This window comes from Archangium sp. Cb G35, from assembly GCF_001896145.1.
In the GTDB taxonomy this organism is placed as follows: domain Bacteria; phylum Myxococcota; class Myxococcia; order Myxococcales; family Myxococcaceae; genus Archangium; species Archangium violaceum.
In genome coordinates this window covers 21,462-43,471 of the sequence record NZ_MPOI01000001.1, presented here as the reverse complement: position 1 = coordinate 43,471, position 22,010 = coordinate 21,462, and the positions used below count along the sequence as shown (strand labels likewise).

Sequence of the window (22,010 nt, the reverse complement as noted above, 5' to 3'; positions counted from 1 at the left end):
GGCTGGCTTATACTGGGGGGCATGAAGATCACCCCGCTCGACATCCGGCAGAAGCGCTTCGAGACGGCCCTGCGCGGCTTCTCGAAGCGGGAGGTGGAAGCGTTCCTGGAGCTCATCGCCGGAGAGTTCGAGGAGGTGGTGAAGGAGAACATCGGCCTGAAGGAGGAGCTCAAGCGCACCCAGCTCAAGCTGGAGCAGCATGTGGAGCGCGAGCGCACCCTGCAGGAGACGATGGTCACCGCGCAGCGCATCAGCGAGGACATGAAGGCCGCGGCCAAGAAGGAAGCGGAGATCATCCTCGCGGACGCCGAGCACCAGGCGGAGAAGATCGTCCACGGCGCGCACCAGCGGCTGGTGCAGGTGGTGGAGGACATCAACGAGCTGAAGCGCCAGCGCGCCCAGTTCGAGTCCCAGGTGAAGTCGGTGGTGGAGGCGCACCAGAAGCTGCTGGAGACGTTCAGCGGCCGCACCTTCGCCGACAAGGACTACGCCCGCGTGGAGGACAACGTGGCGTACCTCACGCAGAAGAAGGCGCAGAACGCCGAGTAGCCCATGGCGGCACCCTGGGTGAAGGAAGTCCCCGGCGCGGTGGAGCTGGCCGTGGTGGTGCAGCCCAGGGCCTCGCGCACGCGCGTGGTGGGCGAGCACGACGGCCTGCTGAAAATCCAGCTCGCCGCCCCCCCGGTGGATGGCGAGGCCAACGCGGCCCTGCTGGAGTTCCTGGCGAAGCAGCTGGGGGTGCCCAAACGGCAGGTGAGCCTGGTATCGGGTGACACCTCGCGTCGTAAACGGGTGCGAGTCGAGGGGCTTGGCGCGGCACACGCCGAGGCTGTTATGTCTGGAGCCACGTGAGGCTCCCATGCGCCACCTGCTCCTGCTCCTGATGTTGTTGCTGGCCCCGCTCACGCGGGCGCAGGAGCTCACCCTCCCCACCCCGGAGGCTGGCCACGCCAATGGAGGCGTGGAGCCGGCGATGGTGCCCATGCCCCGCCCCGCGCTGGTGGTGGGAGAAGTGGCCACACCCCGCTTCCGCCTGCTCTACACGGCGAGGTCCGAGGGTTCCGCGCGCCAGCTGGCCGGGAGCATCGAGCCCATCCGGGACGCCTTCGTGAGCGTGCTGGGGCGGGACTGGCCGGGGGTGACGGAGATCCGCGTGGGTGTGGGCCGCGAGGAATTCGAGGCGCTGGCGCTGCCCGGGGGAGCACCTCCGGGCTGGGCGGTGGCGCTGGCGTACCCGTCGCATCGCATCGTCCTGCTCAATGCGCTGACCATGGCGGGGCCCGAGGGCATGGTGACGCTGCGGCACGAGCTGGCGCACGTGGCGCTGGGGCAACTGGCGCGCGGCTGGCCGCGGTGGTTCCAGGAAGGCCTGGCGCAGAACCTGACGGGCGAGAATTGGTCCATGACGCACTACGCGGCGCTCTTCCGGGCGGTGAAGCAGGAGAAGGTGTTCCGCTTCGAGCACCTGCACAGCGCGTGGCCGGACCTGCCGTCGGACGTGGAAATCGCGTACGCGCAGAGCGCGGCCTTCGTGGCGTGGCTGTCGGCGAAGTACGGCCCGGAGGGCATGGGCCGGCTGGTGGACGAAGTGGCCACGGGCCAACCCTTCGAGCAGGCCTTCGGCAAGGCCTTCAAGTCGTCGCTGTGGGTGGAGGAGATGGCGTGGCGCGAGGGGCTGGCGGCGCGCTACGGCTGGCTGCCGCTGACGACGAGCTCCTCGCTGCTGTGGCTGGGGATGACGGGACTGGTGGTGGCGGCGTACGTGCGGCGGCGCAAGCAGAAGGAAGAGCACCTGGCCGAGATGGAAGAGCGGGACGTGGCCGAGGAGGCGGAGCTGCGCGCGGCCCTCGAGGCGGAGCTGGCCCAGCAGCGCGCCCTGTACCCGCCCCCGCCGCAGCCGGTGGACGGGGGCAATGGAGCGGACACGCCGAAGCAGGCGGATGCGCTGGCCTCCGAGTGGAACGAGCCCGGAGAGCCGCTCGTGACGAACGGCCAGGAATTCGAGGACGACGAGGAAGGCGTGCCGCGTCCGCCCAAGCCGACAGTGCACTGAAACGGGAGTCACGCCGTGTCCCTCCGGTGGGAAAAAACCTGCCCACGGAGGAGACCGCGCGACCCACGGCCCCACCCTTTCCCCGGGCGCGGCGAAAAAACTACAGCTTGTTGGGACTCTCGGCGCCCAGGCACCGAGGCAAACGGCTGATTTCACTGTCCACCCGCGACGCGCGGACGTTGGCAACCGGCTTGCTTTAGACGGCGCCACGAGAGCGGAGGGCGGCGGAATGGTGGAGCGGGCGCGGCGGGGAGCAGGGGTGGCGAGGGTGTTCGCGGGGCAGCCGGAGCGGCTGGCCGCGGCATGGCGCCGGGTGCGCTTCGCCGAGGCGCGTAAGGACGGGGGACCGCCGCGCAACCAATTGGACAGCGTGGTGGAGCCGTTCATCCGCGAGGTGGGAAGGAAGCTGGAGGGCAAGGAAGGCAGCCCGTGGAGCCGGACGCGTGCGGTGCTGAGGCTGGCACCGGGGCGTGGGGCGCGCGCGCTGCACGAGGAATTCGCGGCGCTGCGCCGCTGCCTGGTGGACGCGGTGGAGGCCCTGGGTGGGGGCGACGCGGAGCGGGCGGTGGTGAACCAGGCGCTGGACGAGGCGGTGGACTCGTCGGTGGCGCTGATGGAGCGCCTGGGCAATCCGCTGGCGCCGAGGCCGCGGGTGCATTTCGCGGGACTGGTGGTGCAGCTCTTCGAGAAGCAGCCGGTGGCGATTCACGAGCGGCCGGCGATGAACGAGGAGCACGAGCGGCTGGCGATGCATTGAGTTGAGGGGGGTGCCGACCCGTCCGGCTTGACTGCTCCAATGCTGGGAGCAGTCCGAGGGCCGGCGGTTGAAGGGGGCGCGCTGACGGGCCAAATGGGGGGCCCGAGGCGCGAAAAGGGGGCGTGTTCCCGCGCGGGGGTGCGGTGAGCGCGCAAGGAGTGGCCGCCGAAGGCCGCGTGAATGGGGGTTCACGCGCCTCGACGGCCGGACGGGTCGGCGTTGTTCTCCGGGCGGACGCGTACGTCGGTATGCGTCCGCCCTGGTTCTTTTCAGACTTCGCGCACGTCAGGCTTCCCTGAGCAGGAGGCCAGTCATCCCCGCGCATTCCATGGCCAGTTTGATGCGCTCGGTGAGGATGATGGCTCCCGTCCATCCCCAGGGACGGCAGATGCTGAGGTCTCCCATCCTGGCCGGGTCCACCTTCAATCCACTGACATTCTGATACTTTCCAACCAACTCTGGCTCCCCATCCTCCGGCTTCCAGTACGACACTTCCTCGCACCGAGCGTCGTCGATGCAGCGGATGACGTGTAAGACATTCAGGATGAAATAGGGCTCCGTGTGTCCCTCCACTAGAGCTGGAATGAATTGGACCTCCCTTCCAAGCTCCAGTTGCTCGAAGAGCGAGACGAAGCGCCCGGTCACCACGGGAGTGGCAATCTCTGTCAGACTGAAATCCAGCGGAATGCCGGGATGGGCAACGCCAAGGACTGGCCGTCCCTCTAGATGAAGCAGTGTCCCTCGCTTGAATTGCCAGGGGTCCACCCTTCGCTCCTGGTCATCGATATCCTTCTGATGCAATACCCATCGACCCCGCACATCCATGTCGTCCCACAACTCAAAATAACGCGGATGAATGCTCATGGCGTTCTGGTGGCAAGCTTATTGAGCTTCGAGCCGGGCGTGCACACATCACGAGCGATACCGTCGATAGCATTGATGAGCCTGCTCCGACAGGAAGCCGGTGTCTGACACTCTCCAAGGGCATCCTGGAGCCGGCGGAATACCGCCTCATGGTACTCTCTGGGGTGTGGGCCTACATGGCCGATGAGATAGACGATATTCGATGGATCATCGAGGCTCATCCCCGCTCGATCGAAAAGGGACTTGAATCGCGGGGTCCAAGGGCCACCGGAGACATCAGATGTATCGTTTTTGTTGGTCGCGAGGTGGTGTGCCTTGGCCTCTCCTTTGTCCGAGACATCTCGGCAGGCCCCGGTTGTCCGGGCGGAAGCGACCGCCGAGGCTACCGCAGAGGCCGCCGTATTCGCGGACACTCCCATGAGCACTACCGTTCCATGCGCCACATTCACGTGAGCGCGTGATCCCGCCACAACGGAGAAGCCACCCCGAGCTCCCGCTCCTGCAAAAGCGAAGCGTGGAGGTGAAAAGCGCGTCCACATCCCGCCCTTGGGAACCTCCGGCAGACCTTTGGCCAGCTTCGCCCCGGCCACTGTCACGAGCACGCGCAACCCCACGCCTCCGATTGCCCTACCAAATCGCTCGGCGGCTGCTTCGAGTTGTTCCTGCGTCCTCGCCGCCTCTGCATCCCGATAGAGATTCAGGCACGCCTGCCCCACGGTGTAGAGCTCCGCCGCGCTGTAGGTCATCAACAACCCGAGGGTCACCGCCGCGGCCAATGCCTTGGAGAACACAGGCTCCGGCACGGCCCATGCCGCCATGTACAGCATCATCGACAACGCCATGGAATACGCGACGGTCCGCGAGCTGAGCAGTTCCATGGCCGCATCGCGCACGCCGTCGTCCATGTAACGAGGTGAGAGCTTGAGCGCCAGGAACCACCGGCTGCTCTCGAGAGAGGACAGCAGCGGAATGGTCGGAGGTCCGTACAGCTGTGCGTATGACTCACGCACACGCCTCTCCAGATCAGACAAACGTGCGCCTGGCGATGGTCCCGAGAGAAGGCCCACCGTCACCGCCGACCGCGGGAGTCCCGACAGCAGGGGCCTTCCAGCTCGCGGCCTGGGCGCCTGGAATGCCGTCTCCAGGGCCGCCACGAATGCCCGTGCATCGTCCACGCTGAGTCGTGCCAGGGCCGGGTCCGGCCCGAGTTGCTTGAAGGTGAGCTCGAGACCGTGGCCGTATGTGGCGCTGTGGTGCTCACTGACCGCCACGCCCTCCAGCACGGGAAGGCGTGATTCGGATTCAGCTCGGGCCCATTGCGGCACCAGCAGCAGCAGGCCCAGGGCGAGGACCGCGCGCGGAAGCATCAGTGCGCGTCCGCCCACGTCCTTCCCGCCCCCACTTCCACCTTGAGGGGCACCTTGAGCTGCATCACCGCGTTCATGCACTGGCGCGCCAGCTCCTTCACCTGCTCCACCTCGGACTCCGGCGCCTCGAAGAGCAATTCGTCGTGCACCTGCAGCAGCATCTGCGTGCGCAGCCCCTGCTTCTGCAGCTCCGCGTCCACCGCCAGCATCGCCTTCTTGATGAGGTCCGCCGCGGTGCCCTGAATCGGCATGTTGATGGCGGCGCGCTCGGCCGCCTGCACCACCTGCCGGTTCTTCGCGCGCAGATCCGCCATCGGCCGGCGCCGCCCGAAGAGCGTCTCTACGTAGCCCCGCTCCCGCGCCACCCGCACCGTCTCCTCCAGGTAGCGTTTGATGCCCGCGTAGCGTTTGAAGTAGCGCTCGATGATGTCGCGCGCCTCCTCGTCCGGGATGTTCAGGCGCGTGGACAAGCCGTAGGAGCTCAGGCCGTAGGCGATGCCGAAGTTCACCGTCTTCGCCACCCGGCGCTGATCCCTCGTCACCTGGTCCTGCGCCACGCCGAAGATCTCCGCCGCCGTGCGGCTGTGGATGTCCTCGTCCCGCGCGAAGGCGTCGATGAGCACCGGGTCCTCGGCGATGTGCGCCAGCAGCCGCAGCTCGATCTGGCTGTAGTCCGCCGAGACGAGCTGGTTCCCCTCCTCCGCGATGAAGGCGCGGCGGATCTCCATTCCCAGCTCGGTGCGGATGGGGATGTTCTGCAGGTTGGGATCCGACGAGGACAACCGCCCCGTGGCGGTGGCCGCCTGGTGGAAGGTGGTGTGGATGCGCCCGTTCCTCGCCAGCTCCGGCAGCGTGTCCAGGTAGGTGCTCTTGAGCTTGGACAGCGAGCGGTACTCGATGATGGCGCGCGGCAACGGGTGCACCTCGGCCAGCTTCTCCAGCACCTCCTGGTCCGTGGAGGGGCCTGTCTTCCCTCGCTTCAGGACCGGCAACTCCAGCTTCTTGTAAAGCACCTCCGCCAGCTGCGGGTTGGAGCCCACGTTGAACTCGGTGCCCGCGAGCTGGTGGATCTCCTTCACCTTCGCCTCGCAGTCCGCCCCCACCTTGTCGGAGATCTGCCGCAGCACCTTCACGTCCACCTTCACGCCGCGCGACTCCATCCGCGCGAGCAGCGGCACCAGCGGCAGCTCCAGCTCCCGCGCGAGCTTCGCCAACCCCAGCGGCTCCAGCTCCTCCCACAGCCCGGGGGCCAGTTGCCGCGCCGCTTCCGCGCGGACCGCATACGCCAGCGCCACCTCCTCGGGCGAGTGCTCCTTCAGCGCACGGGCCTTGCGGCCACTCGTGGTGGGCAGCCCGGGCAGATCCACCTGGAGCCGCTCGCGGGAGAGGAACTCCACGCTGTGATCCCTCCGCGACGCATCCAGCAGGTAGCTGAGCAGCTCGACGTCGTCCTCCCCTCCCCTCAGCTGGATTCCCTCGCGGTTGAGCAGCAGCCAGAGGGCCTTGAGATCATGCCCGCCCTTCTTCACCGCCTCGTCCTCCAGCACGCCCTGGAGCGCCGCCTTGAAGTCCGCGGGCCGGGCCTGCTGCACGAGCCCCTCATGGGCCAGCGGCACATAGCGCGTGGTGCCGTCCTTCAGCGCCACCCCCAGGCCCACCAGTGACGAGGCGAAAGGCAGGCCCTCGTACGCGGGCACCAGCGTCACCGCGCCCGCCTCGCGGATCGCCGTGGCCAACGCCTCGAGCGCCTCCTTCGTGGTGATGATCTCCGTCTTCGCCGGCAGCGTCGCGGCCGTCCTCGGGGTCACGCCCACGCCCGTGCCCGTCCCCTCCCCCGCGGCCTCGCCACCCGTGGCCGCCTTCGGCGGCAGCTCGCGCAGCAGCGCGGAGAACTCCAGCTCGGTGAAGAGCTGGCGCATCTGCTCGTCATGCGGCGGCTGGCGCTTCAGTCCCTCGATGGACACGTCCAGCTGCAGGTCCGTGCGGAACGTCACCAGGTCGCGCGCGCGCAGCAGGCTCTCGCGGTGCGCCGCGATGGCCTCGCGCATCTTCGGCTTCTTCACCTCCGAGAGCCGCTCGAGCATCGCATCCACGGAGCCGAACTGCGTCAGCAGCTCCACCGCCGACTTCGGACCGATGCCCGGCACCTTGGGGACGTTGTCCACGGCGTCGCCGATGAGCGCCAGGTAGTCGCGCATCTGCGTGGGCTCGATGCCCAGCCGCTCCTTCACCCCGGCGGGATCCGTGTAGCGCTCGTTCTGCGGATCGTACAGGTGCACGTCCTTGTCGACGATCTGCACGAAGTCCTTGTCGCCGGTGACCACCAGGACGCAGAAGCCCTCGGCCGTGGCGCGCCGGGCCAGGGTGCCAATCACGTCGTCCGCTTCCCAACCGGCCACTTCCAGCACGGGCAGGTTCATGGCCTCCACCACCTGGCGGATGAAGGGGAACTGCTGCGCCAGGTCCTCCGGCGTCTCCTTCCGGTTGGCCTTGTAGTTGGGGTCGATCTTCTGGCGCTCGGCGCGGCTCTCCTTGTCGAAGGCGAGCGCCACGTGGGTGGGGTTCAGCTCCTTGAGCGCCTTGAGCACCTGCCGGGTGAAGCCCAGCGTGGCATTGGTGGGCACCCCCTTGCGGTTCGTCAGGGGAGGGATCGCGTGATAGGCGCGGAAGATGAAGCTGGAGGCGTCGATCAGGACGAGGCGGGGCGAGCCGCTCGGAGGGCTGGGAACCATAGGTCCCCGGCCATAATCGAGCCCCCTGCCCCCTGTCCATGGTGGGGACGCCCTCCGGGAGCACCCGTCAACGCTCCCGGGGCGCCCCGGGGCTCAGCAGTTGTTCTCCTTCTTCAGGGCCGCCACCTTCTCCTCGAGCCCGTCACCCGGCACGGCGAGATCCAGCACGGCATCCAGCTCCGCGCAGCTCCCGGCCACCTTGAAGGCCTTGAGGCCACGCGTGGAGCAGCGGCCCACCTGGAAGTTCAGGTCCGTGTTGCCCGCGTAGAAACGGAAGCCCAGCTTCCAGATGCGGCAGGCGCGGCGCGGATCGCCACGATCATCCCAGTACGTGCCCCGGGTGATGGCCTTGGCCGCCATGTCCTGCTGGATGTTGCGCTTGTAGAAGGACGGCCGGGTGTCGGCCAGATCGCCCATCAGCCGCTTGTCCACCTCCAGCGCCTCCATCAGCGGGTCGGCGGCCTTCTCCACGTCCTCGTTCTGCAGGTGGCCCTGGCCGATCTTGAAGAGCTGATCCACGTTGCTCACGGCCGTGAGCAGCTCGTCCGCCGTGCCGTGGTACTGGGCCAGCTCGTAGTTGGAGCGCAGCTTCTGCAGGGTGGCGAACGACTCGTTCCCGCGTCCGCCCCAGTAGTCCATCATCGCCGCGACGAGGAACTTGTTGGGCAGACGCTGCTTGAAGGTCTCCTCCACCAGCTTCTTGGGATCCGGCGCGGCCTCGTCCTCGAAGAAGATGTCGGACACCGGGCAGTGCCACGGCGGGGCGTTGGGCTCCACCCGCTTCCGGGCGATGAGGAAGTCCAGGTAGATCTTATGCTTGGGCCGCCACTCGGTGCGCCTCAGCCGCCTGTTCTTCTCCAGCACCAGGGTGTAGCCGATGGGCGGCTCCAGCTCCTCGCGGGACATCTTCTGGCAGGCGAAGCCCATGTAGCGGCCGCACGTCTGCACCGCGGGAGACCACTGCGAGTCGCGCAGGTAGCGCTTGCAGTCGTCCTCGGCGCGCTTCACCACCTGGGCCACCGCCTCCTGCACCTTGGGCTTGGCGCGGCGGAAGTAGGCGCTCTCCTTGGGAATCTTCTTGAAGAGGTCCAGCGCCTCCTCCTCCTTGAGGCGCCCGAGGGCCTTCTGGCCCTGCACGTAGAGGTCCGCGGACTCCTTCTCCAGCTTGATGCGGCGCATCAGCGTGTTGGCTTCGGCGTTGATCGGATCGATGTCCAGCGCCTTGGAGCAGGCGGCCTCCGCCTTCACCCAGTCCGGCTCGCCACCCTCCATGGAGGCATAGGAGCGGCACTGGCTGAGCGACTCCTGCACCAGCTCGGTGGGGCTCGGAGGCGGAGGGGCCAGCTTGCCGGACGAATTGCCCCCGGCCGTGCCGCTGCCCTGGGTGCTCTTGACGATTCCCGCCACCAGCAGCAGGCCCACCACGCTGGCCACCACCACCAGCAGCCGCTTGCGCGACGCCGGAGCCCCCTCGGCCGGGGCCACCTCGGCCGGCGGCGCGCCTTCCGCGCCCGAGCCACGCCGCGAGGGCACGTCCCGCCCACGCCGCGCGGGAAGGTTGGAGGACCCGACGGACCCCTCGACCTCCACCTCCACCATGCCGAAGGTGATGATGTCACCGGGCTGCAGCACCACCGGCTCCGTGCCCGTGGGCTCGCCGTTGATCAACGTGCCGTTGGCGCTGCCCAGGTCGCGCAGCACCGCGCCGTCGGGCGTCTGCTCCACCTCGGCGTGCTTGCGGCTCACCGAGTCGTCTTCCAGCACCACCGAGGCGGGCGCCTGACGGCCCACCACCAGCTTGCCCTTCACGGGGTAGCGCTTGTTGGCCCAGGGACCGGTGAGGCCCTTGAGCACCAGACCCTCCGGCTCCGCACCCGCGCCCGCCGCCGCGCCGGGGCGCCCGGGCCGGGGACGCTTCGCCAGGGCCGAGGGGCCTCCGGCGCCCGGCGCGGGCCGCTTGATGGCGGGCATGGCCCGGGTGGCCGAGCGAGGCATGGGCACGCCTCCGCCCTCCGCGGGCGCCGCCCCCTCGTCCGAGGGCTTCGCCTGCTTGCGGACACCGGTGGAGCGCGGACCCGCGGGCGCCTTGAGCCGCAGCTCGTAGTCGCCCAGCAGCACCTGGGACTTGGACGTGAGCACCGTCATGCCGGTGATGCGCTGGCCATCCACGAAGGTGCCGTTGGCGCTGCCCACGTCCTCCACCATCACCTTGCCGCCCTCCACCACGAAGCGGGAGTGGCGGCGCGACACACCGCCCTCGGCAAGGACCAGATCATTCTGGCCTTCCTGGCGGCCGATCTTCAGCTCACCGGAAAGCTCGTGCTCACTCTCGCTGCCGTCGGGGTGACGGACGACCAGGGTAGGCATGGGGGCGTCAGTCCTCGCGGAAGATGCTCATGTTGACGGGGATGCCCTTGCGCTGCAGGTCATCGTAGAACTTCGGCACGAAGCCGCTGGCCACGTAGCGCCCGCGCACCTTCCCGTCTTCCGTGAAGCCTTCCTGCTTGAAATAGAAGATGTCCTGGAGGGTGACGATGTCCACCTCCATGCCGGCGATCTCGGTGATGTAGCAGATCTTCCGGGTGCCATCCGAGAAGCGCGTCTGCTGCACGATGATGTGCACGGCGCTGGCGATCTGTTCGCGGATGGCCTTCACCGGCAGCTCCATGCCGCTCATCAGCACCATCGTCTCCAGCCGGGCGATGGCGTCACGAGGCGTATTGGCATGCAGCGTGGTGAGCGAGCCGTCGTGGCCCGTGTTCATCGCCTGGAGCATGTCCAGCGTCTCGCCCGCGCGGCACTCTCCCACGACGATGCGGTCCGGCCGCATGCGCAGGCAGTTCTTCACCAGGTCGCGGATGGTGATGGCGCCCTTGCCTTCCAGGTTGGGCGGGCGGCTCTCCAGCTGCACCCAGTGATCCTGCGGCAGCTGAAGCTCGGCGGCGTCCTCCACCGTGACGATGCGCTCGTCCTCGGGGATGAAGGAGCTGATGATGTTGAGCGTCGTCGTCTTGCCCGAGCCCGTTCCGCCCGAGATGACGATGTTCTTGCGCGCCTTGACGCACATCTCCAGGAACTCGGCCATCTGCGCCGTGACGGTCTTGTACTTGATGAGATCCTGGATCTTCAGCGAGTCCTTCTTGAACTTGCGGATGGTGATGCAGGGTCCCTTGAGCGCCAGCGGCGGGATGATGGCGTTCACGCGGCTGCCGTCCTTGAGGCGCGCGTCCACCAGCGGGCTGGACTCGTCGATGCGCCGGCCGATGGGCGCGACGATCCGTTCGATCACACCGAGCACCGCCTGGTTCGAGCTGAACGTCTTCTCGGACAGGACGAGCTTGCCCTTGCGCTCGATGTAGATCTGGTTGGCGTGGTTCACCATGATCTCGCTGATCTCATCCGACGCGAGGAACGCCTCGAGGGGCCCCAGGCCCAGCGCCTCGTTGATGACGTCGGTGAGCAGCTCTTCCCGGTCCACCTCGGGAGGGAGCTCTCCGTCCGCTTCCATCTGGTCGATGATGTCGCGGATGGCCTTCTCGGTGCGCCGCCACAGCTCGTCGTCGCCGAGCCGGTCCATGTCCATGCGGCGCAGATCGAGGTACTCGATCAAGCGGTCGTGGATCTCCTTCTGGAGCCGGGTATAGGCCTCCAACCGGGGGTCCACGCGCTTCTTGTTCTTCGCCAGCGCCGAGGCCAGCGAGGCTGGCATGCGCGCGTTGGCGGCCGGGGCCTGGGGCGGAGGCTCCTCGTACGGCTCCTCCTCGTAGGCGCCCTGCCCGCCATCATCGTAGCCCTGCTCCTCCTCGTAGTACTCCTCCTCGGGAGGCGCGGTGCGCGTCATGGAGCCCTGCTCCTCCAGGGGCTCCACGTTGATGATGTAATCGCCGATGAAGATCTGATCGGCCGGCTTCACCACCTGCGGCCCGGCGATCTTCTTGCCGTTCACGAAGGTGCCGTTCGTGGACTTCATGTCCACGACGATGAGCTTGCCGTCCTTCTCGACGATCTTCGAGTGGTACTTGGAGACGTTGCCCTTGGCGAGGACGATGTCATTTCCAGCGAGGCGGCCGATGGTGATCTCGTTCTTTTCGAACTCGATCTGCTCGGTACCTCCGCCCTTCTCCTCGAGCGTGACGAGAAACATGGCGCGGATGCTACCAAGCGCGCACGTCCCCTCAAAGAGGAGGCAACGCATCGGGCCATGAAAGCGACGAGGCCGGCGCCCATCCCCTGGGGGACGAGGCCGGCCTCGAGCAGCCGAGCAGCCGTGCGGGCGCTCAGTCGAAGATGTTGAAGTTGACCTCGGAGCGGGCCTGCTTGTAGCGGCTCTTCACGTCCTCGATGATCGTCCGGATCTTGTCCGAGTCCGGGTTGACGATGCGGGGCGTGACGAAGATGACCAGCTCGCGCTTGGTGGAGTCGAAGGCGCGGCTCTTGAAGAGCTCGCCGATGATGGGGATGTGACCCAGGCCCGGCAGCTTGGAGACGGCCTTCTGCTCGTCGTGGCTGAACACGCCCGACAGGACGATCGTCTCGCCGTGGCGCACGGTGACGTTCGTCTTCACCTTGCGGGAGCGGAAGCCGGGGATGGCGGCGGAGCTGCCGAAGGACACGGCCACCGAGGTGTCGATCTCGCTGGCCTCGGCCTCGATTTCCGTCTGGATGTTGCCGTTGCGGTCCGCGGTGGGGCGCAGGTTGAGGATGACGCCGTAGGGCTTGTACTCCACCGAGAACTGGTTCTGGGTGATGAGGGGGATGGGCACCTCACCGCCGGCGAGGAACTCGGCCTTCTCGCCGCTGGCGCACACCAGCTTGGGCTGCGCCAGGAGCCGGCCGTAGCCGTCGTTGCCCTGGAAGCCGATGGAGAAGTCCGAGTTGCCCACCACGCCCATCAGGCCGCTGCCCGTGCCGAAGGTGCCGGGATAGAGGCTCTGGGTGAAAGAGGCCGTGGCGGACACGCTGCCGGTGATGTCGGTGGGATACTTGATGCCGTAACGATCGCGCGAGTTGCGGCGGATCTCCACGAACTGCACCTCGGAGAGGATCATCCGCTTGATGCCGACGACGAGCAGGTTCTCCACCTTCTCGCCCACCGCCTTGACGATGAGCTCGGACTTCTGCAGGTCCTGCTGGCTCTCCACCGAGCCCTCCAGGAAGATGGTGGAGCCCACCACGTTCACCTGCACGTTGCGCAGGCCCGCCTTCTGGAAGGCCGCGGTGAGGTTCTGCGCCACCAGCTTCTTGGCGTTGGGCGCCACCTTCACGAAGCTCTTCACGTTCGGGTAGAGCGACACCACCTGATCGATGCGCTCGGCATCGCCCGCGGTGTACGCCTGCCCTTCCAGGTAGATGCGGTCACCCACCATGCGCACGGACACGCCCTCGATCTCCCCGAGCAGCTTCTTGAGCTCGGAGATGACCTCGTTGGGGTCCTGCTTGCGCACGGTGACCAGGTAGCTCACGCGCTGGCCGGAGCTCTTCCAGACGAGCAGCGTCGTCTTTCCCTCGGCCTGACCCTGCAGGAGGATCTGGTTGTTACCGATGACCTTCACCTCGGCCACGCTCGGATCACCCAGTGCGATGCGGGTGGTACCGGGCACGGTGATCACCTTCTGGGTGCCCACGCCGAGGTTGATGGTGCTGCTATCCTGGGCCCAGGCGGAGCCCGCGGCGAACAGGGCCAGCAGGGTGCCGAGCGCGGCCACCTGCGTGAAGCGTCCAAGCATCGTGAGAGTCCCTTCGCGTCGCATCCGAACTACCCCAGTTTGTCGTGCTGCCAGTACATGGCCCAGAAAGTTCCCAGGGCAATCGCCACGCCGTAGGGGATGTGGCGCCCCGGTGCGCTGCTCGCGCGCTCGTCCATCAGCCGGACCCGGACCGCCCACCGCCGCACCATGTGGCCCAGTGTCTCCCAGACGGCGCCATGCCACAGCAGTGTCACCACCGCCTGCAGCGCACCCGCCAGGGAGATGAAGGCCGCCGCCGCCATCACCGTGGGAAAGCCCAGCACCGCCCCGACCCCCGCCATCAACTTCACGTCCCCCCACCCCATCTTCCCGCCCGTCGCCGCCGGCACCAGCAGCAGCGCCAGCCCCAGCCCGGATACCACTCCACTCACCAGCCCCGTCTCCAGGTCACCCACGCCCTCGCTCCACCAACGCACGCCCAGGGCCACCGCCATCAAGGGATAGGTGACGGCGTCCAGGATCCGGCGGCTCAGCACGTCCGTGCCCACCGAGATCACCAGCGCCACTCCCAGGACGGTCCAGAGCGCGATGTGAGAGGAAGTCATGTCCAATCCGCCCCTCAATCCGGAAAGAGGCGGATTTGGGAACTAAATCAGGGAGGGCCGCTCTCCGTCAATTGGCCAACAGCCCGGTCCCCGGCGTACGGGCAGGCACTCAGGCGTAGGAGAGCCGCACCCGCTCGCTGCAGATGAAGTACTCGTCGCCGTCCTCGACCTTGCGGCGCTTGATGCGCTGCTTGTTGAACCAGGTGCCGTTGGAGGAGCCCAGGTCCTCGATGAAGAAGTCGTCGCCCTCGCGGACGATGACGGCGTGCTCGCGCGAGACCTTGCCGGAGTTGATCATCAGGTCGCAGTGCTTGCCGCGGCCGATGACGAAGCGCTCCTTGGTGATGGTCTGGGGCTCGGCGTTGTCCATGGCGAGGATGAGCGCGGCACCACCCGGCTCGTCCATGGGCTCGTCGTCCATGGGCTGGTCCTGGTCCTGGTCCATGGGCTCGTCCTCGTCCAGGGGCTCGTCCCCGGCGGCCATGTCCATGCCGGAGTCGTCCTGGTCGTCGGGCAGCGGCTCCTCGTCGATCTCCTCACGGGGCTCGTTGCTCTTGCCCTTGATGAGGCGCTCGAGCTCGGCGGCGGTCTCCAGGACGCGCTCGGCGACCTCGCGGCGGGCGGGGTCGTTGTCCAGGGCGTTGGCGGGAGGACGCTCCTCGACGGCGGCGGTGCGGGAGGGCCGCTGGGGAGGCGGAGCGGGCAGCGGAGTGTCATCGCGGGGAGGAGGCGCCGCCTTGGCGGACGCGCCCCCGGAGACGGGCTGCAGCACGGGCGGAGCGGACTTGCCGGGGACCGGGGCCGCGGCGGCGACGCGTGGAGCGGGGGCCTCGGAGGAGGACCGGGCCACCTCGATGAAGCCGTTGAGACGGGCGAACATGAACAGCGCCTGGTTGATGAGCGCGTCACGATCCGAGCCCATCTGCCGGGCCATGTCTTCGTAGGTCTCCCACAAATGGTCGGCGATGCCGACCTTACGGGCGGGGCGGGTGTTCTGATCGATCATCTGTCTTGACTCTCGAATCCTGGACCCTGGGACTCTAGCAGAGCCGCCCAGGGACGCGAAATCTCACAGGTACGTGACCAGGCCATTGCTGTTGGCCACACCCGCGGTGATGGCCGTCAGGTCGACCTCGAGGACGCCGTTGGCCGAGGGATAGGCGAGGTAGGCGTAGTCCTTGTTGCCCACCGTCGTCTGCACCACCGGTCCCGGCAGCCGGAAGTTGGTCAGGTCCTCCACCTGCGACACCGAGACCAGGTACGGGAAGAAGTGGGAATCGGTCGTGATGACGTAGCGCTCCCCCCGAAGGAGGCCTCCGTTCGGGTCGTCCAGGTTGGACCGGGTGACGCGGAAGCGCAGCGCCACCCCCTCGGTCTGTCCCTGGTAGCCCGGGGGATGGAAGAAGTACGGCCCGCGGATCTCATAGGTGTCACCCGAGCCCACCCGGACGATGTAGTCCTCGCTGGCGCTGGACAACACGAGCGGCTTGGGGCCCGCGGCGCGGACCTGGAAGAACGGGTACTGGCTCGTGGGGCAGTCGGCCGGGAGCGCCGAGGGAGTCAGGGTGGCCAGGGTGCCTCCACCGGTTGGCGCCTGTACCGAAAGCACCGGCACGGCCGTGGCACACGCCTGCCCGCCCGTGCGCGCCGTCAACAGGATGATGAGGTCCCCGGGGAACACCACCTGCCCCTTGCCCGCTCGCGGCACGAAGGGGACCTGGAAGGAGTCATTGGCCCTGATGGCCACGGCCGACATCTCGGGCAGGATTCCCTGGTACGTCAGCAGGTACGTCTGGTCCCGGGTGACACCGAACGTCAGATCCTCCTGGGGCGCCGGATCATCCCTCTGAGCGTGCTGTTCGATCCGGATGTCCAACGAGCCATCCGAGGAGGCCCCCAGGGCGTTGATGAACGCGATGGACGCGGTGGCGATGTTCTGCTTCTGCGTCTCGGTCCAGATGGCGTCGGTGTTGAGGTGCGTCAGCCTCACCGCGTCGAAGAACAGGATGGTGCCGTTGGAGAGCGGCACGATGCCCAGCACGGGCAGCGTGAGGCCGCGTTGCCTCGGGGCGGTCACGGTGGGGTCCGGGTTCAGACGGTCCAGGGGCTCCCCCGCGGCGACCTGCAGGTTCCTGTCCGTGGCCACGGACAGGCCCGTGGGCAACCCGGTCCCCGCGCTGATGGGCAGCATGTCATACAGGCGCACGGGGTTGCCCAGCTCGTCCCAGCTCGAGAATTCCTTGGCCACCCGGCCCGAGGCCACGTCCACGGCCAGCACGCCCGTGCACTGGAGCAGCACGCCACAGTTGGACGGGTCGAGGACGCCGAAGATGCGCGAGCCCGCTTCCACGACCAGGGGCGGCTCCGTGGTCCGCGTGCCGTCGGCGAGCTGCCGGACCTCGCGGTACTCCACGCGCCCATGGGTGGCGAGCTGGAGCACCTGCGAACCGCCGAAGTCCAGCTCTTGAATCACCGTGGAGGCGCCCTCCGCCCCCAGGTCCATCCTGTACACGGTACCGGCCGCGCCACGCGTGGCCACGGCGATCACTCCGCGATGGGACACGCCCACCGGATTGGGCAGCACGACGAGGGAGTTGACGGCCACGTTGGCGGGCAGATCCACCCCTGGCAGAGGCGCCGCCGTGATGGCCGCGCTGGAGCCCAGCTCATTCCGGGCCGGCAGCTGCGCCGACCACAGCCGGGCACCGGTGATCTCCTGGGTCGCGAAGTAGAGCGTGGTACCGCCGCCCTCCTGCTCGGGGGCCCTGGCCGCGAAGGCCGTCACCGGGCCCGCGGCGGGGGCTACCGGGGAACCCTCCACCCGGGTGATCTCCCGGGTGTCCAGCCGCCGCACCTCCCTGAGGACCTCGCGGTCCGCGTCCACGACGGAGATCAGCGTCGTGCCGCTGCTGCGCGCGAACACGAGACGGCCGGACTGCTCCGCGCCGTTCGCGTCGTAGCGCATGTCCTGCGTGAGCGCCTGGGGCCGGGGCAGGACCGGGATGGAGAGCGGCTGCAGCGGGTTGGGCGCACGCAGGAATTCCCGCTCTTCCACCTCCTCCGTGAGCGAGATGACGCGCAGCTCGTTGTTGTCCGTCGAGGTGACGAACAGGAGCCGCGTCGGCTCTTCCTCGCCCTGCTGGGGCGGATAGGTCACCAGGGCCACGTCGTACGTGCCCGCGAGGCCCACCCGCTGCTCGAACTGCGACTCCTCGGTGCAGGCGGACGACAGCGCCCCGGCCACCACCATCAACGACACGATCAAGCGCTTCACAGCTGCTCCTCCTGGCACTGCGCCGACTGGCCCGCATCCTGACGGACTCCCAGATGAGCCACCAGCCGGGCCAGCTGCGGGCTGCCGAGATCCGCGATATCGATCACCGAGATGCGCCCATCCCCGAAGTTGCTGGCGAAGATGCGCGCCCCACTCCCCTGCTGCTGCACGGCGAGCCCGAAGGGCTGGGGCGACTGCGTGCCGCTGACCTCGCCCACCGACACCTGCGCCACGACCTGGCCCACCTCCGGGTCATAGATGGACACCACGCCCGCGTCGCTGCAGGACACCAACACCAGCTCGCTGCGCGTCTCGCCACGGGACACCAGCTCCACCTCGGTGGGACCGTTGGGCAGGGGCACCGCGCCCACCACGGTGAACCGGGGCGTGGCGGACTCCCGCTCGATGCCCTCCACGTTGACGATGAGCAACGTGTCCGGGTCGCGCACCGCCACGTACAGCCGCCGGGGTGCCGAGGGCGTCAGCGTGGAGCGCGGGGTCAGCGCGAGTCCCCGAGCCTCCGAGCCGGCGAAGCCCAGATCCACGCCAGGATCGAGGAGCTGGTTCTCCTCCAGGTTCTCCTTGTCCAGCACGCGCAGCAGGAACCGCCGGGCCAGCGAGGTGTCCGAGATGAAGTTGTTGAGCCGGCCCGTGACGAAGACGTACCGCTCGTCGGCGACCACCGAACTGGTGCCACCCACGGGGAAGCCGGACACGTTCATGGAGTGGAAGTCCACGCTGGACACGCCGGGGGTCTGCGCGGGCACGTCCACCAGGTACGACGCGTAGCTCGTCCCCGACCGCGCGGGCGAGTCCACGGGGTTCAGGTGCGTTATCCACACACGCACCCCCTCCTTCCCGGGCTGGGGCTCGATGATGCCGGAGGTATCCACGAAGGCGCCGAAGGGAGCGTCCGCGCGCGGCTGCCCCGCCACGGACCCCGGCACTCCCGAGGCGAGCGACAGGGCACCAGCGGTGCAGTCGTTGCTCTCCGGACTGTTCACGCAGGACAGTTGCGTGGGCGCCGTGATGTCGACGTAGTGGAGGTAGTTTCCATCCCCACGGGTGGGGATGAAGAGCCGGGGAGCGGCGTCCGTGCGCTCCCAGAGCGCCATCTCTCCCGCGAAGTTCTCGATGTAGCGGAAAGACTCCGGGGCGATGTTGAGCTGCCCGAGCTCCGCCGTCTCGGCGGTTCCCGGGTAGGAGCCAAGGGGCAGCAGGGGCGCGTTGTCAGCACCGGATACCCGATCCAGGTCCACCGCCATCACCGTGCCCTGGTCGAAGCACCGGTCGAAGTTGGCGCTCGCCACATAGAGGACGCCGTTGGTGGAGCCGGGCACCGAGCGGTGCACGAGACCGCTCGGATAGACGAAGCGATCCGTGGGCGGGAGCCGCTCGTCGGTTCGTGAGCACGCGGCGGCGGAAAGGAGCGCGAGACTGAGGAAAAGGGGGCGCATGGAAGGGGGGCGGAGTGTAGAAACCGCCCCACCGCCGGGCAACTACAAAGGTCCCCGGCTATTCCCTACCTGCCATATGCCCCCGGCGGAGGGCCGTCTACCCTCCAGCCGAGATCAGGCCTCGGACTGGATCTTCGAGAAGTCGGCCACCTGATTGAACAGGGTGCCAATCTCCACGAGGAGCCGGATGCGGTTCTCGCGCAGGTCCTTGTCCTCGGCCATCACCATGACCTTGTCGAAGAAGGTGTCCACGGTGGGCTTGAGGCCGGTGATCTCCTTGAGGGCGCCGGAGAAGTCGTCGGCCTTCACCTGGTCGGTGACGCGGGAGCGCGCCTGGACGTAGGCCGAGTGGAGCTGACGCTCGGCCTCGTCGGTGAGGCGGTTGGAGTCCACGCCGCCGCGGGACACGTCCTTGCCCTGCTTCTCGACGATGTTGACCACGCGCTTGAAGGCGGCCGCCAGGGGAGCGAAGTCCGCCTGGCCCACGATGCTGGCGAGCGCCTGCAGCCGCTTGTGGGCGGCCACGAGGTCGTCGTAGCCGGCGGACAGCACGGCCTCCACCACGTCGGTGCGGTACTGCTCCGTCCACAGCGCCTTGAGGCGGCCGCGGAAGAACTCGAGCACCTGCTCGCGAGGCGCGGGATCCCCGGCCTTGCGCTTGACGTTGGCGATCTTCGGCCCGAGCTGCTCCAGCGCCGCGTCCACCGCCTGGGAGAGGGAGAAGCGGTAGCCGCGGCCCAGGACGATGCGGATGACGGACAGGCAGGCGCGCCGCAGGGCGAACGGGTCCGCCGCGCCGCTGGGGCCCTTGCCGATGGCGAAGATGCCGCACAGCGTGTCCAGCCGGTCCGCCAGGCCGATGAGGGCCCCGGGGTCCTGCGTGGGCAGCGAGTCCTCGGCGGTGCGAGGCAGGTAGTGCTCGAAGATGGCCAGGGCCACCGCCTCCGGCTCGCCGCCGGCGCGGGCGTACTCGCGGCCCATGACGCCCTGGAGCTCGGGGAACTCGCCCACCATGCCGGTGACGAGGTCCGCCTTGGCCAGGGTGGCGGCGCGCTCGAGGGTGGACTGGAGGCCACCGTGGCCCGTCCACCCGGCCAGCTTCACGGACAGGGAGCGGAAGCGCTCCACCTTCTCGGCGTAGCTGCCGAGCTGGCCCTGCCACACCACGCGCGCCAGCTTCTCCGTGCGGGCCTCGAGCGGCGTCTTGCGGTCCTCGTCGAAGAAGAAGCGTCCGTCGGCGAGGCGGGCGCGCAGCACGCGCTGGTAGCCTCGCAGGGAGAGGTTCACGTCACGCACCGGCGTGTTGGACACGGCGATGAAGCGCGGCAGCAGCTTGCCGTTGCCGTCCACCACGGAGAAGTAGCGCTGGTGGCTCTTCATCTCCTGCACCAGCACCTCGGGAGGCAGCTCCAGGTGCCGCTCCTCGAAGGAGCCCACCACCGGGTTGGGCAGCTCCACGAGGTTGGTCACCTGATCCACCAGGGACTCGTCCTCCATGAGCTTGCCGCCCGCCTGCTGGGCGGCCGCGCGCACCTTCTCCAGGAGCTGAGCGCGCCGCTTGGAGATGTCCGCCACCACGTTCGCCTTCTCCAGGGCCGCCTCGTAGTCCGAGGGCTTGGAGATCTCGATGGCCGCGGGCGACAGGAAGCGGTGGCCGTACGTGGTGCGGCCGCTCTTCACGTCACCGAGCACCACCGGCAGCACCTCGCCGCCCAGCAGCGTCACCAGCCACTGCACGGGCCGCGCGAAGGCCTGGTCCACGTCGCCCCAGCGCATCGTCTTGCGGAAGTTGATGCCGTGCACCGCCGCGTGGAGCACGTCCTTGAGGATGTCCGCCGCCGGACGGCCCTTCTCCTCCACCTTGGCGCCCAGGTACTCGCCCTTGGGCGTCTGCACTCTCAGCAGCGCGTCCACGGAGAGCTTCTGGCTCTCGGCGAACTTCTCCGCCGCCTTGGTGGGCTTGCCGTCCTTGTCGAAGGCCGCCTTCGCGCTCGGGCCGAGCACCTCGCGGGTGATGTCCTCTCCCCGCTCCGCGATGTCCTTCACCCACACCGCCAGCCGCCGCGGCGTGCCGTAGGTGCGCACCTCGCCGTGCTTCAGCCGCGCCTCGGCCGCGCGCTCCGTGATGATGCGCTTGAGGTCCTCGAGCGCCGGAACGATGAACGACGCGGGGATCTCCTCGGCGCCGATCTCCAACAGCAGATCACTTGCCACGGGCCACCTCCGCCTCGGCGGGCTTGTTGAACGTCACCGTCTTCCAGTACTCGCTGGCGGCCTTGCCCTCGAGCACCGGCGGCTGCTCGCCCACCGTCCACGGCGTCTTGAGCAGCGGGAAGCCGAGCTTCTCGCGCATCTTGAGGTAGCCCTCGGCGCACAGCCGCGCGTTGTCGCGCACGCGCTTGATGAAGTTGGCGCGCTCCGTCACCGAGATGGCTCCGCGCGCATCCAGCAGGTTGAAGGCGTGCGAGCACTTGAGCGCGTAGTCATACGCGGGCAGCGGCACCTCGCGCTCGATGAGGCGCTTGCACTCCTTCTCGTAGGCGTCGAACAGGCTGAACAGCATCTGCGGGTCCGACTCCTGCAAGGCGTACCGGCTCATCTCCACTTCGTTGGCGTGGAAGATCTCGCGGTACTTGACGCCCTTGACCCACTCGATGTCGTAGATGTTCTCCACGTTCTGCAGGTACATGGCGATGCGCTCGAGGCCGTACGTCAGCTCCGCCGCCACGGGCCGGCACTCGAAACCCCCGCACTGCTGGAAGTAGGTGAACTGGGTGATCTCCATCCCGTCACACCACACCTCCCAGCCCAGGCCCCAGGCGCCCAGGGTGGGCGACTCCCAGTCGTCCTCGACGAAACGGATGTCGTGCTCGAGGGGGTCGATGCCAAACGCGCGGATGGAGTCCAGGTAGAGCTGCTGGACGTTCTTGGGCGCGGGCTTGAGGATGACCTGGAACTGGTGGTGCTGGAACAGGCGGTTGGGGTTCTCGCCGAACCGGCCGTCGGCGGGACGCCGCGAGGGCTGCACGTAGGCCACGTTCCAGGGCTCGGGCCCCAGGGCGCGGAGGAAGGTGGCCGGGTGCATGGTGCCCGCACCCACTTCGAGATCATAGGGCTGGGTGATGATGCACCCTTGCTTCGCCCAGTGATTCTGGAGCGTGAGGATGAGATCCTGGAAGTACATGGCGGCGCGGACCCTAGTGACGGGGTCCGG

At 68.1% G+C, this 22,010-nt stretch carries 16 protein-coding genes; 4 read left to right on the top strand and 12 right to left on the bottom strand.

The window, feature by feature from the left end; genetic code table 11:
• The first annotated feature begins 21 nt into the window (after positions 1–21).
• From BO221_RS00180 to BO221_RS00165, 4 genes are all read left to right on the top strand, one after another.
• A complete protein-coding gene (locus BO221_RS00180) occupies positions 22–549 on the top strand; it encodes a DivIVA domain-containing protein (protein ID WP_043392932.1) in 528 nt (175 codons plus the stop codon).
• 3 nt (positions 550–552) lie between these two features.
• Complete coding sequence (locus BO221_RS00175) at positions 553–852, top strand: DUF167 domain-containing protein (RefSeq protein ID WP_073558320.1); 300 nt, start codon at positions 553–555, stop codon at positions 850–852.
• Positions 853–859: 7 nt separating this feature from the next.
• Positions 860–2,053, top strand: coding sequence for a peptidase MA family metallohydrolase (locus tag BO221_RS00170; protein ID WP_073558319.1), 1,194 nt, complete (start codon positions 860–862; stop codon positions 2,051–2,053).
• Between the two features lie 259 nt (positions 2,054–2,312).
• Positions 2,313–2,810, top strand: coding sequence for a hypothetical protein (locus tag BO221_RS00165; RefSeq protein WP_369864025.1), 498 nt, complete (start codon positions 2,313–2,315; stop codon positions 2,808–2,810).
• A gap of 285 nt (positions 2,811–3,095) precedes the next feature.
• On the opposite strand, the gene BO221_RS55770 is transcribed toward BO221_RS00165, so the two are convergent.
• From BO221_RS55770 to glyQ, 12 genes are all read right to left on the bottom strand, one after another.
• Positions 3,096–3,674 (bottom strand): hypothetical protein, encoded by a 579-nt coding sequence (locus BO221_RS55770; RefSeq protein ID WP_233165554.1) that lies wholly within the window; start codon positions 3,672–3,674, stop codon positions 3,096–3,098.
• On the bottom strand, positions 3,671–5,041 hold the full coding sequence (locus BO221_RS00155) for an AHH domain-containing protein (protein ID WP_073558317.1): 1,371 nt from the start codon (positions 5,039–5,041) through the stop codon (positions 3,671–3,673). Before BO221_RS00155 ends, BO221_RS55770 begins: the two co-directional genes overlap by 4 nt.
• A complete protein-coding gene (gene polA / locus BO221_RS00150; protein WP_073558316.1) occupies positions 5,041–7,773 on the bottom strand; it encodes a DNA polymerase I in 2,733 nt (910 codons plus the stop codon). The genes BO221_RS00155 and polA overlap by 1 nt, the downstream gene beginning before the upstream one ends.
• A gap of 93 nt (positions 7,774–7,866) precedes the next feature.
• A complete protein-coding gene (locus BO221_RS00145) occupies positions 7,867–10,140 on the bottom strand; it encodes an FHA domain-containing protein (RefSeq protein ID WP_073558315.1) in 2,274 nt (757 codons plus the stop codon).
• Positions 10,141–10,147: 7 nt separating this feature from the next.
• Positions 10,148–11,917, bottom strand: a complete 1,770-nt coding sequence (locus BO221_RS00140) for an ATPase, T2SS/T4P/T4SS family (RefSeq protein ID WP_073558314.1) — start codon at positions 11,915–11,917, stop codon at positions 10,148–10,150.
• A 133-nt stretch (positions 11,918–12,050) separates the two neighbouring features.
• Positions 12,051–13,499: a type II and III secretion system protein family protein gene (locus BO221_RS00135; protein ID WP_073558313.1), complete on the bottom strand. Its 1,449-nt coding sequence runs from the start codon at positions 13,497–13,499 to the stop codon at positions 12,051–12,053.
• A gap of 29 nt (positions 13,500–13,528) precedes the next feature.
• Entirely contained in the window at positions 13,529–14,065 is a 537-nt protein-coding gene (locus BO221_RS00130) for a prepilin peptidase (protein ID WP_073558312.1), read from the bottom strand.
• 109 nt (positions 14,066–14,174) lie between these two features.
• Entirely contained in the window at positions 14,175–15,071 is an 897-nt protein-coding gene (locus tag BO221_RS00125) for an FHA domain-containing protein (protein WP_073558311.1), read from the bottom strand.
• Positions 15,072–15,134: 63 nt separating this feature from the next.
• Positions 15,135–17,339 carry a hypothetical protein gene (locus BO221_RS00120; protein ID WP_073558310.1) on the bottom strand — a complete coding sequence of 735 codons (2,205 nt, stop codon included), beginning with the start codon at positions 17,337–17,339 and terminating at the stop codon, positions 15,135–15,137.
• Positions 17,336–18,796 (bottom strand): YncE family protein, encoded by a 1,461-nt coding sequence (locus BO221_RS00115; RefSeq protein ID WP_073558309.1) that lies wholly within the window; start codon positions 18,794–18,796, stop codon positions 17,336–17,338. The genes BO221_RS00120 and BO221_RS00115 overlap by 4 nt, the downstream gene beginning before the upstream one ends.
• Before the next feature lie 114 nt (positions 18,797–18,910).
• Complete coding sequence (gene glyS, locus BO221_RS00110; RefSeq protein WP_073558308.1) at positions 18,911–21,010, bottom strand: glycine--tRNA ligase subunit beta; 2,100 nt, start codon at positions 21,008–21,010, stop codon at positions 18,911–18,913.
• Positions 21,000–21,980 (bottom strand): glycine--tRNA ligase subunit alpha, encoded by a 981-nt coding sequence (gene glyQ, locus BO221_RS00105; RefSeq protein ID WP_073558307.1) that lies wholly within the window; start codon positions 21,978–21,980, stop codon positions 21,000–21,002. The genes glyS and glyQ overlap by 11 nt, the downstream gene beginning before the upstream one ends.
• Positions 21,981–22,010 lie beyond the last annotated feature (30 nt).

Bases quoted from the DNA above. Each gene is read 5' to 3' on its own strand.
- BO221_RS00180 (WP_043392932.1), top strand. From the start codon at position 22: ATGAAGATCACCCCGCTCGACATCCGGCAGAAGCGCTTCGAGACGGCC.
- BO221_RS00175 (WP_073558320.1), top strand. From the start codon at position 553: ATGGCGGCACCCTGGGTGAAGGAAGTCCCCGGCGCGGTGGAGCTGGCC.
- BO221_RS00170 (WP_073558319.1), top strand. From the start codon at position 860: ATGCGCCACCTGCTCCTGCTCCTGATGTTGTTGCTGGCCCCGCTCACG.
- BO221_RS55770 (WP_233165554.1), bottom strand. From the start codon at position 3,674: ATGAGCATTCATCCGCGTTATTTTGAGTTGTGGGACGACATGGATGTG.
- BO221_RS00155 (WP_073558317.1), bottom strand. From the start codon at position 5,041: ATGCTTCCGCGCGCGGTCCTCGCCCTGGGCCTGCTGCTGCTGGTGCCG.
- polA (WP_073558316.1), bottom strand. From the start codon at position 7,773: ATGGTTCCCAGCCCTCCGAGCGGCTCGCCCCGCCTCGTCCTGATCGAC.
- BO221_RS00145 (WP_073558315.1), bottom strand. From the start codon at position 10,140: ATGCCTACCCTGGTCGTCCGTCACCCCGACGGCAGCGAGAGTGAGCAC.
- BO221_RS00140 (WP_073558314.1), bottom strand. From the start codon at position 11,917: ATGTTTCTCGTCACGCTCGAGGAGAAGGGCGGAGGTACCGAGCAGATC.
- BO221_RS00135 (WP_073558313.1), bottom strand. From the start codon at position 13,499: ATGCTTGGACGCTTCACGCAGGTGGCCGCGCTCGGCACCCTGCTGGCC.
- BO221_RS00130 (WP_073558312.1), bottom strand. From the start codon at position 14,065: ATGACTTCCTCTCACATCGCGCTCTGGACCGTCCTGGGAGTGGCGCTG.
- BO221_RS00125 (WP_073558311.1), bottom strand. From the start codon at position 15,071: ATGATCGATCAGAACACCCGCCCCGCCCGTAAGGTCGGCATCGCCGAC.
- BO221_RS00115 (WP_073558309.1), bottom strand. From the start codon at position 18,796: ATGCGCCCCCTTTTCCTCAGTCTCGCGCTCCTTTCCGCCGCCGCGTGC.
- glyQ (WP_073558307.1), bottom strand. From the start codon at position 21,980: ATGTACTTCCAGGATCTCATCCTCACGCTCCAGAATCACTGGGCGAAG.